The organism is Pseudoalteromonas sp. SG43-3, assembly GCF_014164385.1.
Classification (GTDB): Bacteria; Pseudomonadota; Gammaproteobacteria; order Enterobacterales; family Alteromonadaceae; genus Pseudoalteromonas; species Pseudoalteromonas distincta.
This window is the reverse complement of the sequence record NZ_JACJFC010000017.1, coordinates 15513-30617: the sequence shown is the minus strand read 5'-3', so window position 1 is coordinate 30617 and position 15105 is coordinate 15513. Positions and strand designations below refer to the sequence as shown.

9 protein-coding genes are annotated in these 15105 nt (G+C 39.7%); 5 read left to right on the top strand and 4 right to left on the bottom strand.

From position 1 onward, the window contains the following. Positions 1-473 precede the first annotated feature (473 nt). From H5157_RS15175 to H5157_RS15160, 4 genes are all read left to right on the top strand, one after another. Positions 474-2921, top strand: coding sequence for a M1 family metallopeptidase (locus H5157_RS15175; protein ID WP_182725001.1), 2448 nt, complete (start codon positions 474-476; stop codon positions 2919-2921). Beyond that, positions 2921-3415, top strand: a complete 495-nt coding sequence (locus tag H5157_RS15170; protein WP_165723789.1) for a DUF6702 family protein — start codon at positions 2921-2923, stop codon at positions 3413-3415. Before H5157_RS15175 ends, H5157_RS15170 begins: the two co-directional genes overlap by 1 nt. Before the next feature lie 321 nt (positions 3416-3736). Beyond that, positions 3737-4354 (top strand): HAD family hydrolase, encoded by a 618-nt coding sequence (locus tag H5157_RS15165; protein WP_165723788.1) that lies wholly within the window; start codon positions 3737-3739, stop codon positions 4352-4354. Positions 4355-4499: 145 nt separating this feature from the next. Next, complete coding sequence (locus tag H5157_RS15160; RefSeq protein WP_002959197.1) at positions 4500-5225, top strand: YebC/PmpR family DNA-binding transcriptional regulator; 726 nt, start codon at positions 4500-4502, stop codon at positions 5223-5225. A 210-nt stretch (positions 5226-5435) separates the two neighbouring features. On the opposite strand, the gene H5157_RS15155 is transcribed toward H5157_RS15160, so the two are convergent. Then, on the bottom strand, positions 5436-7625 hold the full coding sequence (locus tag H5157_RS15155; RefSeq protein WP_182711970.1) for a malate synthase G: 2190 nt from the start codon (positions 7623-7625) through the stop codon (positions 5436-5438). Between the two features lie 239 nt (positions 7626-7864). Between H5157_RS15155 and H5157_RS15150 the strand changes: the two genes are divergently transcribed. Further along, positions 7865-9466, top strand: a complete 1602-nt coding sequence (locus H5157_RS15150; RefSeq protein ID WP_182711971.1) for an isocitrate lyase — start codon at positions 7865-7867, stop codon at positions 9464-9466. Positions 9467-10285: 819 nt separating this feature from the next. On the opposite strand, the gene H5157_RS15145 is transcribed toward H5157_RS15150, so the two are convergent. The 3 genes from H5157_RS15145 to H5157_RS15135 all read right to left on the bottom strand — a co-directional run bounded on the left by H5157_RS15145 (position 10286) and on the right by H5157_RS15135 (position 15006). Beyond that, a complete protein-coding gene (locus tag H5157_RS15145; protein WP_182711972.1) occupies positions 10286-12304 on the bottom strand; it encodes a S9 family peptidase in 2019 nt (672 codons plus the stop codon). 154 nt (positions 12305-12458) lie between these two features. Continuing rightward, positions 12459-13193: a 5-oxoprolinase subunit PxpA gene (locus H5157_RS15140; protein WP_182711973.1), complete on the bottom strand. Its 735-nt coding sequence runs from the start codon at positions 13191-13193 to the stop codon at positions 12459-12461. Between the two features lies 1 nt (position 13194). Beyond that, entirely contained in the window at positions 13195-15006 is a 1812-nt protein-coding gene (locus tag H5157_RS15135; RefSeq protein WP_182711974.1) for a glycoside hydrolase family 3 protein, read from the bottom strand. Positions 15007-15105 lie beyond the last annotated feature (99 nt).

The window sequence follows — 15105 nt, the reverse complement described above, 5'->3', positions numbered from 1 at the left end:
TAAAGATCAACCTAAAATTGCACTATTTATCATTTATCGTAAAAATAGCGAACATTAAGGAAGTTCGGCAATATTTGAGCCAATAATTCAGCTGTTTTCACTGTGTTTTTGTTCAGTAGAGTGGGCTATTAGCTCATTTTACTTGTTGGAAATTTGAGACACTTATACATAGGATTATTGGTTTACCTGATAATGTTAAAGCAATACTTTTTTAGCAACGTAGGTAAAATTAATGTGCTTTTACCAAGCTCTAAAACTTGTATTTAACAGCTCAAAACCATTATTAAAACCCACTTTTGTAAAGCCCCTTTACAGTTTTTATTTATTCGTATTTTGTTACAAAATAATTGTACTTTTCAATCTAATAAACTAAGTGAACATCACCCTAAAAATACGGTACTTGGTCGCTAATTTATTGAAGCTAACTGGTATATTTGTCAAAGTATGCTCACAAAATTATATTAGGACTAACAATGAAAAAAATAGGTCTTACGCTAAGTGCTTTTGTATTGCCTTTGGCAATATCTAGTGCGGTTATGGCGTCTTCGGTTGAGCAAACAAAAGGTTCTTTTGTTGATAAATTTCGTCAATTAGACGAAGCGCTTCCTACACCCAACGTTTATCGTAGTGCCGCTGGCGAACCAGGTGAAAGATACTGGCAGCAACGTGTAAACTACGATATTGATGTAAAGCTAGACGAAAAAAAGCACCGTATTACCGGTAGCCAAAGCATTGAATATAAAAATAACTCTCCGCATACACTTAAATATTTATGGTTACAGTTAGATCAAAATATTTTTAAAAGTGATTCTATTGCCGAAACAACTAAAACGTTTAAAAGCACTTTAGAAAGCCTACCAGCTCAAAAGCCTGCTAAATTAAGTTTAGGTGACTTACGCCGTCAGCAATTTATGAGCGACAACGAACTGGGTTATACAATCAGTGGCGTAAAGGATGACGATGGTAAAGAGCTACGCGTAACTGTAGTTGATACTTTAATGCGCATTGATTTAAACGAGCCATTAAAACCAGGTAAAGAAGTAGAATTTAGCATGAACTTTGCATTCAACATTGTTGAAGAAGATGCTGTAGGTGCACGTTCTGGTTACGAGCACTTTGAAGAAGATGGCAACGACATATTCTTAATTGCTCAGTGGTTCCCTCGCTTAGCGGCTTATACCGATTACGAAGCATGGACAAACAAGCCATTTTTAGGCTCTGGTGAGTTTACGCTTGAGTTTGGTGATTACGATGTTGAGATTACCGTTCCTGCGGATCACATTGTATCGGCAACAGGTAAGCTTGATAACGCGAGTAAAGTACTTACAAGTACTCAGCGCAAACGTTTAAAACAAGCTGAAACATCTAAGCGTCCTGTGTTTATTGTTAACGCAGAAGAAGCGCTAGAAAACGAAAAAGAAGGCACCGACAAAACTAAAACGTGGCACTTTAAAGCGCAGAATGTTCGTGACTTTGCTTGGGCGTCGTCTCGTAAGTTTATGTGGGATGCAAAAGGTTATCAACAAGGTGGTGACGTTCAACCTTTAGTTATGGCAATGTCGTTCTTCCCTAAAGAAGGTGGTGACTTATGGAAAAAGTACTCAACTGAAGCGGTAGTACACACAATGGAAGTGTACTCTAAGTATTCTTTTGATTACCCGTACCCAACTGCACAGTCGGTTAATGGCCCCGTTGGTGGTATGGAATACCCAATGATCACCTTTAACGGTCCGCGTACTAAGTTACAAGATGACGGTACTCGTACTTATTCTCAGGCTGAAAAGCGCTTTTTACTTGGCGTAGTTATTCATGAAGTTGGTCATATTTACTTTCCGATGATTGTGAATTCAGATGAGCGCCAATGGACGTGGATGGATGAAGGCTTAAACAGCTTTTTAGATGGTGTTGCTGGTCGTGAATGGGATCCTACAATTCCTTGGGGTGTTGAGCCTCGCGATATAGTGAGCTACATGAAGTCTGAAAACCAAGTACCTGTTATGACTCAGTCAGACAGTGTATTACGTTTAGGCCCTAATGCTTATACTAAACCTGCCGCAGCCCTTAATATTTTACGTGAAGTAATTTTAGGCCGTGACTTATTCGACTTTGCATTTAAAGAGTATGCTCAGCGCTGGAAATACAAGCGCCCTACCCCAGCTGATTTTTTCCGTACAATGGAAGAAGCCTCTGGTGTTGATTTAGATTGGTTTTGGCGTGGCTGGTTTTACACCACAGACCATGTTGATATCTCTTTAGATAAAGTATATCAACTACGTTTAGACACTAAAAACCCTGATATTGATTACAGCCGTTTACGTGATATTGAAGCAGACAAGCCTACGTCATTATTTGTTGAGCGTAACCGCGCCGAAGGTAAAAAAACATGGGTTGAGCAAAACCCTGATGTTACCGATTTTTATGACGAAAATGACCGCTTTACTGTAACCAATAAAGAACGTAACTCGTACAACAAGTTTTTAAAAGGCTTAGAGCCGTGGGAGCGTAAAACGCTTGAACGTGCTTTAGAAGAAGATAAAAACTACTACGTTATGGAATTTTCAAACCTTGGTGGTTTGGTAATGCCTATATTACTTGAGCTAACATATGAAGATGGCACAACCGAAGAGCGTTATATTCCTGCTGAAATTTGGCGTCGTAATTATAAAAATGTTCAAAAGCTAATTGTTACCGATAAAAACAAACCGCTTGTATCAGTTACTGTAGATCCTAATTGGGAAACTGCGGATGTAGATATTGAAAATAATAACTACCCTCGTCGCATTATTCCTTCACGTATTGAAGTGTTTAAAAAGGAAAAGAGTAAAGCTAAAGTAAGTCGCGATATCATGCAAGATATTAAAACTGAGCTTAAAACTGATGAGAAGAAAGACGAAAAAGATAACGGTGAGGAGCCGCAATAATGCGCTTTTTGCTTATTATTGTTTGCCTTTTAGTTGCTGCGCCGAGTATGGCGCATCAACTAAAATCGTCAGTTACAACCGTGCTTTTTAATAAACGAACGCATAATGTTGAGTTAATGCATCGCTTTTATTTACATGATACCGAACACGCCGTAGGAACATTATTTGAAGGCAAAATCGATATTATTAGTAATAAAGCCGATCAGCAACGTTTTGCTAAGTATGTTGAATCGCATGTTGCTCTACAAACGTTAAGTGGTGAACCTTTACCACTTAACTTTGTGGGAGCACAAGTTGATGGTAAGTTTTTTTGGGTTTACCAAGAAGCACCAATTCCTGAAAACATTGAAGGAATTAAAATGAGCAATGGCGCGCTTCGTGATTTATGGCCATCTCAGGTAAATATGGTAAACGTTGAGGGCAAAGGTAAGATTAAAACTTTAAACTTTGCACAAGATGATACTTGGCTCGAAGCCCGCTTTGAGCAAAATTAACAGTTAAAACTTCCCCAACCAACGCGCACTGCAGTTAATGTGCGCGTTTTCTTTATACGTTTAAACTGCGTTCATTTTTGATCTGGTATATGTAAATTTACGTAAAAATTGGTAGTTCAATTTGTATATTTACCATTTTTTGCGCATGCTACAACTACCAATTATATTTACTGTATTATCAATAGATTGATAGCAGTGCAAATAAATAATTTAAATATAGTTAGTTTCATTTATCCCTTTAGCTATAACTGGCTTGGGCATAAGCAGTAGAGAATTTTATGTTTAAATTTTATTTAGTAATAACTAAATTCAGGGAATGATATGACTACTCAGGTTGAGGCTATTTTTGGAGTAATTTTTGATTTAGATGGAACATTAGTTTCATCCGAACTAGATTTTACATTAATTAAAGCCCAAATAGGTTGCCCTTGCGAGCAAGACTTACTTGATTACATTGCTCAGTTGCCCTCACCGTATATGCGTGAAGAGGCAATGAATATAGTTCACCAACACGAATTAATAGACGCACAACATGCCAGTATTTTACCTGGGGTGAGTGAAGCTATTAATGCTTTAAAGTCTAAAAATATACCGATGGCAATTGTTACTCGCAATTTTGATAAAGCAGCGGCAATGAAATTACAAAATAATCCACTCCCTATCAGCACAGTTTTAACGCGAAGCGATGCCCCAGCAAAGCCAGATCCCAGCGCTTTAAATGCCATTGCTACACTTTGGAACATTAACGCCAGAAATTTACTTTATGTAGGCGATTACCTTTACGACATTCAAGCTGCGCACAATGCAAATATGCGTGCATGTTTATACGCTCCAGAGTTAACGCCAGCTTACGCCGATCAGGCCGATTACGTTTTACATGACTTTGCTGACTTAGTGACATTAGTTGAGAGTTATTCTGAAAAAATAGAGTTATGTTAAATAGCATGCCATTTGATTTATTCTGAAATGAGTATGTAGTTATAAAAGTTTTTATTAATCAAGTTTTGCCCATTGCGGAGCTAGCCCAATACGTTTTGAATTGGTAAAATACCGCAAAACGTAACGTATTCATTAGGGGCACAAAATGGGCAGAGCATTTGTAGTTCGTCAAAGTTCTATGATCAAAACAGCCAATGCAAAAACAAAAGTAAACTCAAAGTACGGCAAAGAGATTTACGTTGCAGCAAAAAGTGGTGATCCCGATCCCGAAGTAAACCAAACACTTCGCCGTCTAATCGAAAAAGCTAAAAAAGACCAAGTACCCGCACACGTTATCGAAAAAGCAATTGAAAAAGCAGCCGGTGGCGCAGGAGAAGATTACTCTGTTGCCCGTTATGAAGGCTATGGCCCTGGTAACTGCATGGTTATTGTTGACTGTTTAACTGACAATCCGAACCGTACTATCAAAGATGTACGTTTACCATTTACTAAAACAGACTCAAAAATTGGTACTCCTGGCTGTGTAGCGCATATGTTTGATCATTATGCGGTACTTGGCTTTGCAGGCGATGACGATGAAGTCGTATTAGAGGCATTAATGATGGCTGATGTTGATGTAAGCGATGTTGAAGCCGAGGATGGTAAAATATCAGTATTTGCACCGCCAACAGAATACTTTAAAGCTAAAACTGCCCTTGAAGACGCATTTGAAGGCATTAACTTTGAAGTAGACGAAATTACGTTTATCCCTCAAGTTAATATTGAAATTGAAGACGAAGAAGTTATTGCTAACTTTGATAAGTTTATAAATATGCTTGAAGATTGTGACGATGTACAAAATATTTATCACAATGCCATTGTAAAAAATTAAACGCAAACGGTTAAAAGCTTTAAAAAGCGTGTTTTGTGTATGCAAAACACGCTTTTTTACGTTTAAATAAATGTTAGATATTCATGTGTATTATGCTTATTTGAATATATATTTTTAAAATGCCTTAAAAGTGCTGTTATTCTAATTTTAGGCGATAAAAAACCAGCTTTAAAGCTGGTTTAGTACTTAATTTTAACTTTGATTAAGCAGTTAAAGCGTATTCGATTTTTGTGCTTTATATTTTATACGGTAGCTATGTAGTAGTGGTTCAGTGTACCCACTAGGTTGCGTTACGCCCTCTAAAACTAATGCCGTAGCGGCTTGATAGGCAATGCTGTTATTAAGGGTTTCTTCGCTTGTTGCCATGGGTGTATACGCAGTGTCATGCTCGTTTTGTCTATCAACCACTTTTGCCATTTTAGCCATTGTTGATTTTATTTGCGCTTGTGAGCACACGCCATTTAGCAACCAATTAGCCATATGCTGGCTTGAAATACGCAGTGTGGCTCTGTCTTCCATTAGCCCAATATGGTTAATGTCAGGTACTTTTGAGCAACCTACGCCTTGATCAATCCAACGTACAACGTAACCTAAAATACCTTGTGCGTTATTTTCTAGCTCACTTTGAATATCTTCTTTTGAAAGCGTTTTAGGGTCTGCCATTAGCGGCGGTGTAAGCAGGTCATTAAGACTCGCAATAGTACGTTTAGCTATACTTTGCTGCTCGGTAAATACGTTTATATCGTGATAATGCATTGCATGCAGGGTAGCGGCTGTAGGGGAGGGCACCCATGCTGTATTAGCGCCTGATTTAGGGTGAGCTTGTTTTTGCTCCATCATTAATACCATTTTATCTGGCATTGGCCACATGCCTTTACCTATTTGTGCTTTATGACTTAAGCCACAAGCAAGGCCAATATCGACGTTGCGATCCTCATAAGCTTGTATCCATGGTTGCTGTTTAATCTGTGCTTTTGGAAGCACAACGCCCGCTTGCATAGAGGTATGAATTTCATCGCCAGTACGGTCTAAAAATCCAGTATTTATAAATACAACACGCTCTTTAGCTGCATAAATACACGCTTTAAGATTTACAGAAGTACGGCGTTCTTCATCCATAATACCCATTTTAAGCGTGTTTTTAGGTAAGCTTAGCGCTTCCTCTACTAAGCTAAATAAAGTGTTAGTAAATGCCACCTCTTCTGGGCCATGCATTTTGGGTTTTACTATATTAATACTTTGCGCGCTTGAATTTTTGATACCTGTTTTTTTATTTAGGTCGTGCAGGGCAGCAGTGGCTGTAAACATCGCATCCATAATGCCTTCAAACACCGGTTGATTAAACACATCGGTAATAGCAGGGTTCGTCATTAAATGGCCAACGTTTCTTACAAACATCATGCTACGGCCTTTTAAAGTAACGGTGCCGCCATCAAGTGCGGTGTATGTTTTATCACTTTGCAGGGTACGCTCAACGGTTTTATCGCCTTTTTTAAACGATTCAACTAAGTTACCTTGCATCAACCCAAGCCAATTTTTATAAACTTGTACTTTGTCTTCTGCATCTACCGCAGCTACTGAATCTTCACAATCCATAATGGTGGTAAGCGCGGCCTCTAACACTACATCTTTTAAGCCTGCTTTATCTGCTTGGCCAATAATGTGGTGGTGATCGATATGTAGCTCTATATGTAAGTCATTGTTTTTTAATAACACTACGGTTGGGTTTTGTGCTTCACCTTGATAGCCAATAAGCTGAGATGGGTTAGCTAATGTGGTTTGAGAGCTGTCACGCAAGGTAATTAAAAGTGCGCCATCTACTACTGAGTAATTCGTGCTTTCTATATGCGAGCCATTGGTCAGCGGCAATGCTTTATCTAAAAACTGGCGAGCGTAGGCCATTACCTTAAAACCACGAACAGGGTTGTAGGTATTACCTTTTTCAGCCCCGTCATCTTCGCTTAACACATCAGTACCGTATAAAGCGTCGTATAACGAGCCCCAGCGAGCGTTAGCGGCATTAAGTGCAAAGCGTGCATTACTTACAGGCACAACCAACTGAGGGCCTGCTGTAAGGGCTACTTCGGGTTCTACATTTAGGGTTTCAATTTCAAAGTGGGCAGGCTCTTTAACCAAGTACCCAATATCTTGTAAAAAGGCATGGTACTTAACGCTATCCCACGTTTTATTAGCAAGATGGTAGTCATCTATTTGCTGTTGAAGCAATTCTCGCTTTTCAAGCAGTGCCTTATTTGTAGGGGTAAGTGTTTGAACGATATGTGCAAAGCTTTGCCAAAATTGATGCTCACTTAAGTGAGTGCCTGGTAGTAATTGATTTTTAACGAAATCAGCGAGTTGTGTATCTACGCTGAGTCCTGAATGTGTGAGAGTGTGGGACATAGTTGCCTTCCTTTAAACGGTCGCGATGTTGTTGTGTGCTTGTGCGTAAGGCAACAATAACTCAAAAAGGCAAAGTTGAGTGCTTTTTAGCTATTCACAAAATGTATAGCCACAATAACAACTATAAATTTACTAAATCTAGAAAAGGAGCCTAATGTTGAATTAAGCGCTACGGAACACACTCCTAGCCACTCTCACAACATTAAAATAATTTACACACTCGTTCGAAGGATTTTATTATGACAACATATCAACGCGAAACAGACACACTCTCTACTCTTTGCCAAACACAAGGCAGCGCATGGAAAGCTATTAACCCTGAATACGCAAGCCGTATGCGTTTACAAAACCGTTTTCGTACAGGGATTGAAATTGCGCAATACACAGCAGACGTAATGCGTGAAGATATGGCTTCATATGACGCCGACACAAGCCAGTACACGCAATCTTTAGGCTGTTGGCATGGCTTTACTGCCCAACAAATGATGATGGCTATTAAGCGCCATCAAAAAACAACTAAACGCAGCTATGTATACTTAAGTGGCTGGATGGTTGCAGCGCTTCGCTCTGCATTTGGTCCGCTGCCAGATCAAAGCATGCATGAAAAAACATCGGTACCTGCGCTAATTGAAGAAATTTACACGTTTTTAAAGCAAGCTGATGCACGTGAACTAGATCACTTGTTTAACGACCTAGATGAAGCAAAAGCGAACGGCGGCGATGTTCAAGCTGTTATTGATAAAATAGACAACTTTGAAACCCATGTTGTGCCAATTATTGCTGATATTGATGCCGGTTTTGGTAACGAAGAAGCAACTTACTTACTGGCTAAAAAAATGATTGAAGCCGGTGCATGTGCCATTCAAATAGAAAACCAAGTATCTGACGCCAAACAATGTGGTCACCAAGCGGGTAAAGTGACCGTTCCACACGAAGACTTTTTAGCAAAAATTAACGCAGTACGTTACGCCTTTTTAGAGCTAGGTATTGATAACGGCATTATTGTGGCACGTACAGATTCATTAGGCGCCAGCCTTACTCAAAAAGTACCTGTGTCGCAAACACCTGGTGACTTAGCAAGCCAATACAATGCATTTTTAGAAACTACGCCAATTAACGGTGTTGATGATTTAAATGAAGGCGATACGGCAATGAAAATTAATGGCCAGTTATGTAAACCAACTCGCCTAGATAACGGTTTATACCAGTTCCGCGAAGGCACTGAAAAAGACCGCGTAGTATTAGATTGTATTACTAGCTTGCAGTCGGGCGCTGATTTACTGTGGATTGAAACAGAAAAACCACATGTTAAACAAATTGCAGAACTGGTGAATCGTGTAAAAGAACACGTGCCAAATGCAAAACTGGTATACAACAACTCGCCTTCGTTTAACTGGACGCTTAAGTTTCGTGAGCAAGTGTATCAAGAGTGGGAAGAAGCAGGCCGTGACCTTAGTGCTTACCCAAGCCTTGGCGATAATAAAGGCCTTATGGCACCAGAAATGGATGCAACAGAGCTTGCACAAGCAGCCGATTTACTAGTGCAAAACTTCCAGCGCGATGGCGCACGTGAAGCCGGTATTTTCCATCACTTAATTACTCTGCCTACGTACCATACAGCTGCACTGAGCACTGATATTTTATCAGAAGGTTACTTTGGCGATATGGGTATGCTGGCTTATGTACGTGATGTACAACGCCAAGAAATTCGTCGTGAGCAAGCTTCTGTTAAGCACCAAGACCTAGCAGGGTCTAACATGGGCGATACGCACAAAGAATACTTCTCTGGTGATAACGCGCTAAAAGCCGGTGGTGAAGACAACACCATGAACCAATTTTAATTCCTAACTAGATAGTGTTACTCAAGGGCCAATAGGCCCTTTTTTATTGCTTTAAGTAAAGTTAGAACATTGAAGCATAATTACAGATCAGACTTTAACTAGGGCGTGTTGATCTTTGTGGATTGAAATTTGTTCAAACTAGGGGCGATTAAATCGCGGCGCGAGGTTTGTAACCTAGTGGGCTAAGTAAAAACCGAGCAACAAAGAGTTTATCGTCCCTAGAAAGAATCCAAAGGGCAGCGCATGTTTGGTATTTATGCTACGTTATCGCCTATTCATGGGTAATAACCACACTACATAAGCTCCGCCTTGCCTAAAAACCAAACATACTGCTGCAAATTAACCCACCAAAGTTCAACACGCCCTTGCCAAATCATGTTGGATCACTATTTTACTACCTGAGTGAATTTACAGATCAGAGTTTAACTAACCTTTCATAAAACGGCATATTTGGGGTGATTTTGCTGTAAAAAGCGTTTACAACAACTTTAAAAGGCTGGTAAGTGACTGATTTTTGCTTTAATAGACAAACTTAGTGAATTTATAAACCGATTTTTTACTAACTTCTCCGTGCGATAAAACAAAATTTTACTAACTGAGAGGCTATAAACAGTGACTCAAACCGATTTTTTACCAACTCAAGTTACAAAAAATGCTATAAACCGAAATTTTACTAACTGAAGTTTTAGCTAAGTCCGATATTTAACTGTCACAGAAGTGTAAAGGGGGTTTACAGTTTGAATACTACGGCGATAAATACAAAAGCCACTTATTTAAAGTGGCTTTTATTTGAGCTATAAATGTTATACAAATTTTAGGTTATTTAGTGTGTTTATCAAACCACCATTGAATATAAGCAACTTTGGTCATTAAGTTTGATGGGCGAGCTGTAATACCATGCGATGCATCAGGAATTCGCACCATTGCAGTATCAACACCTTGTAACTTTAATGCCTGATAAAACTGTTCAGTTTCTGAAATTGGTGTACGGTAGTCAGATTCCCCAGTGAGCAACATAGTAGGAGTTTTAACGTTTCCAACATAGCTGATAGGCGAGCGTTTCATGTAATGCTCAATGTGATCCCATGGTTTTCCTGGAAACCAGTAATCAGCAAAAAACGGATAAAAATCTGCTGTTAGTACAAAACTGATCCAATTGATAACAGGCTTAGCAACTACAGCTGCAGCAAAACGATCTGTATGACCCACAATCCAAGCTGTTAATACACCGCCACCAGAGCCACCGGTTACAAACAATTTAGACTCGTCAATAAAGCCTTTCGCTATTAGCGCATCAACACCTGTCATTAAGTCATCAAAGTCGTTACTTGGGTAATTATGATGAATGGTTTGTGCAAACTCGTTACCGTATGAATCACTTCCGCGTGGATTCATGTATAGAACGATATTCCCCTTTGCTGCAAACAGTTGAATTTCGGCGCTAAAATGCGGCCCATAATTAGCGACAGGGCCGCCGTGTATTTCTAGTATTAACGGATACTTTTTGCTGCTGTCAAAACCTGGCGGATAGGCAATCCATCCTTGAACAGGGAGTTCATCGTAGCTTGATTTAATCCAAACTTCTTCCACTTTAGCCAAAGCTTTATCACCTAGAGCATCAGCATTAAGGGTAGTTAAACGCTGCGCTTTACCGCGTTTAATTGTTGCTATATCAGCAGGGCGCTGAGTATCTGCAAGGGTAAAGGCTATTTCGCCATCTTCGCTTACATCAAAGTCGCCACCAGAATAAGGGCGACCAAATGCAACGCTGCCAATTTGGGTTGTTATTATTTTACGCTTGCCACTGCGTGGTTGATACGCAAGGGCAGTTTGGCCTTTATCTGCATAGCTAAAGTATATGCCTTTGGAGTTTGCACTCCACTTTATTTGACCTACGCTGCGGTCAAAATTCGGCGTTAAGCTAACTGTCTCTCCAGATTTTAAATCACGAATATAAAGCTGAGCGTTTTCGTAGTTAGTGCGTTTATCATCGTAACCTGTGTACGCTAAGTAACGACCATCGGGAGAGATTTTAGGCTGCTCGTCAGGACCATTTCTATCGGTAATTTCTGTTATATTTTGCGAAGCTAAATCGAGTTTATAAATTTCACTGTTTGTGGGTTTTAGTTGGTTGTTTGTGTGCCTGTTTGCAGAAAAATAAAGCGACTTACCATCGTTGCTAAAACTTACATCGCCCGCGTTATCAAACTCATCATGAGTGAGTTGTTTGGCATTACCACCGTTAGCATCTATGGAAAATAATTGGCTAAAGCCCTTTTGTGTGTAACCGCCACCATCTGAACGGTAGTAAACATCATCAATAAATTTAGCAGGCTCTGCCCACGTTGCACCTTTTGGTTTACCTGGTAAGCTCACTGGTGCTGAATTAGCGCTTGGAACAAACATGCTAAATATTAATTGGTTGGAATCAGGGCTCCATGTAATCGCACGAGGACTACTTGTTAAGTTACTTATTTTTGCCATAGCACCTGTTTTAAGCCATTTAATATATATTTGGCTGCTGCCATCGCGGGTTGATATAAACGCAAGGCGTTGGCCATCAGGAGAGAGTACTGGCGAGTAATCCATGTGCACGCCAGAGGTTAATGGCTGCATTTGTTTGGTTTTGTAATCAACAGACCAAATATTCCCCACTTTACGATCTGTTTTTATATCCATGCGATTACGCACAAAATAAACCGTTTTACCGTCTTCGGTTATATCTATTTGATTGGCATATTCTAAATTAAATACATCTTGCAGTTGTAGTGTATTTTTTTCAGCGTAGGCTAAATTGCTACAGCCTAAAACGAGGCTAAGTTTTAAAAACTTTTTCATTTTTATCCCTGTTGTTACTTTTTTAATTTTCTAAGTAGTTATATGTTAGGGATTATTAAATTAACAGTAGGATGCGATGAAGCTCTTATTTAACTCTATGAGTTAAAGCTGTAAAGGGGCTTTACAGCTTATAATTTAAGGTTGTGTGGAAAGCCTAATTGGCTGAGTTACACAGGGCTTTTATATCTTTTATAAGTGATATGCCATCAGCGTTGTCGCCATGTACACATAAGCTATGGGCGTTGAGCGTTAGTTTTTTTCCTGTTCGTGTTGTTACACTACCATCGGATAAAAGCTGAGTTACTTGTTTTAGTAATGCAGCTTTGTTGTGAACGCTGCCCTCAAGTGTTCGTGACACTAAATGCCCGTCGTCGGTGTACTGCCTATCGGCGAATGCCTCGAGTATTAGATCAACTCCTGAGCTTTTGGCTATTTGAATGTGCTTATTGGCATTTTTAGTCGCTAAAATCATTAGCTTTAAATCTGTTGGGTAGCTGGCAATTACATTTATAACGGTTTGTAATATTTGATCATTTGCCATCATGTCGTTATAAAGTGCGCCGTGGGGTTTTACATAGCTAAGTGTTAAACCTTGTACTTTTGCCATCCCCTCAATAGCGGCTATTTGATAGTGCAGGCAATTTGTAAGCTCTTTTTCGCTAAGTACCATTGAGCGCCTACCAAAGCCCTGCTTGTCTGGGTAGCTTGGGTGAGCACCAATTTGTACGTTATGTTGCTTGGCAAGTACAATAGTGTATGCCATTACATCGGCGTCACCTGCATGAAACCCACACGCAATGTTAGCCATATCAATATGTGGCATAACGTCATCGTCTAGCCCCATTTTCCACGCGCCAAAGCTTTCGCCTAAATCACAATTGAGTTTCATATTAGTGCGCCTTTTGCGGTTTTATTGTGACAGGTAATACGCCGTTAGCCGGTGCTTCTCCTAGTAACACTTTTGCAAGTGCGGTAAAAGCAGGACCAGATACAATATCGTTTTTATCTACATCAATATTATATGCATACGATGCAAGTACGGCATTTGCATAATCGCCAAATTTAGCAATGTCATAAGGGGCTCTCAGGCTTATAAAAACAGTGCTTTTATTACTCTGCTTTGCCATATTTAATAATGACTCAAGTGCTTTTGGCTGCTCTGCATTATTAAGTGCAAAATTTGAATCATCTTTTAAATCATCCATACCGCCAATTTCGACCGCACTTTGATTAGGTGTTGCATTACCGGCGATAACTACATCAGCAGCGTGTATTTGTGCTTTTGCGAGTGCCGGATTAAACCCTTGTAAACTACTACAACTATAGTTAAGTTTTTGCTGGCTGATAGCTTCAATTGCTTGCTGCATTGCCATACATTTACGCGTGTCTGGCATAATAATATGAACATTACTTCCTGCTTTTAAATTAAGCGGCAAAGTACTGTTATTATTTTTAACCTGCGTTATTGCCTCTACAGCAAGCTGCGCTTCTATTTCGCGATGTGCTGCACTGCCAATTGTTTGCTTTGCATTTATGAGCGCGGTAATAGGGTCAAAATTAGTGCTTAATCTAAATTTATTTTTAAGTGTAATAATACGCTGTGCCGATTGTGCTATTTCTTGCTCATCAAGTTGGTTTGATTTAACCGCTGCAACAAGATCTTTAATAAGATCATCGAGTTTATTTAAATCATCTGGTGTTCTAATTTCAATAGGCATTAGGGCAATGTCAGCTCCAGCGGCAAATGTATTTATTACCGCTTGAGTTGGTGTGAAGAAGTTACTAATACCAGCCATATCAAGCGCATCAGTTACTACAACTCCTTGGTAATTAAGCTCGCCACGTAAAATATCAGTAATGATTGCGCGCGACATTGTTGCCGGTTTTATCATAGTTTTGCCATTAACACTTATAAACGTTGTGCTATCAAGCGCTGGGTATTGAATATGCGCCGTCATTATCATACCTGGGTTTTGCTTGGCGATAATGTGTTTAAACGGTGCTAGGTCTTGCTCGTAAATAACTTCTTTTGCATGGTTTACTTTAGGCAAGCCTGTATGGCTATCTACGTTTGTATCGCCGTGACCCGGAAAGTGCTTTAACGAGGTAATCACGCCATTGCTTTCAAATCCTGCAACCTGTGCGGCGCCCAATTTACTCACTAATGCTGGCTTTTCACCAAACGAGCGTACGTTAATAACAGGGTTATCGGGGTTCATGTTTACATCAACCGTGGGCGCGTAGTTTACATTTATACCCAGCGAATTTAGCTCTTTAGCTATTACTGTTGCTGTTTTTGTCGCAAAGCTTGTACCGTGTTTTTTGTAGGTTGCGCCAATCGACATATTACCGGTAAATGAGGTGGCAACATCGCGTGGTAAACGCGCTACACGTCCGCCTTCTTGATCTATTGATATAAATAGCGGCAGCTTACTACTGGATTTACTTGCAGCTGTTTGCAATTGGCTATTAAGCGCAATTGTTTGCTCTATCGATTGAGTGTTTTCAGAAAATAAAATTACCCCACCAATATCGTATTTTGCAATAGCGGTAGCGAGTTCATTAGGTAACTCGGTCATTGGAGTTCGGCATTTATTACTTACTCCTTGCTGGCAGAAGTAACGAAAGTCGAGTATTAGCTTTTGCCCAAGTTGTTGTTCAAGAGAAAGCACGGGTTTAGCAAGCGAGGATTGTAATGGCATTAAGCACCCAGATAAAAAAACGATAGACGATACAATACACTTATTTAGCAAAACACACTCCAAAGCTAAAAAGTAGATAAGTGTAAGCAGCTTAACTAC

Excerpts from the sequence above, each read along its gene's own strand:
- H5157_RS15175 (WP_182725001.1), top strand. The coding sequence starts at position 474 with ATGAAAAAAATAGGTCTTACGCTAAGTGCTTTTGTATTGCCTTTGGCA.
- H5157_RS15170 (WP_165723789.1), top strand. The coding sequence starts at position 2,921 with ATGCGCTTTTTGCTTATTATTGTTTGCCTTTTAGTTGCTGCGCCGAGT.
- H5157_RS15165 (WP_165723788.1), top strand. The coding sequence starts at position 3,737 with ATGACTACTCAGGTTGAGGCTATTTTTGGAGTAATTTTTGATTTAGAT.
- H5157_RS15160 (WP_002959197.1), top strand. The coding sequence starts at position 4,500 with ATGGGCAGAGCATTTGTAGTTCGTCAAAGTTCTATGATCAAAACAGCC.
- H5157_RS15155 (WP_182711970.1), bottom strand. The coding sequence starts at position 7,625 with ATGTCCCACACTCTCACACATTCAGGACTCAGCGTAGATACACAACTC.
- H5157_RS15150 (WP_182711971.1), top strand. The coding sequence starts at position 7,865 with ATGACAACATATCAACGCGAAACAGACACACTCTCTACTCTTTGCCAA.
- H5157_RS15145 (WP_182711972.1), bottom strand. The coding sequence starts at position 12,304 with ATGAAAAAGTTTTTAAAACTTAGCCTCGTTTTAGGCTGTAGCAATTTA.
- H5157_RS15140 (WP_182711973.1), bottom strand. The coding sequence starts at position 13,193 with ATGAAACTCAATTGTGATTTAGGCGAAAGCTTTGGCGCGTGGAAAATG.
- H5157_RS15135 (WP_182711974.1), bottom strand. The coding sequence starts at position 15,006 with ATGCCATTACAATCCTCGCTTGCTAAACCCGTGCTTTCTCTTGAACAA.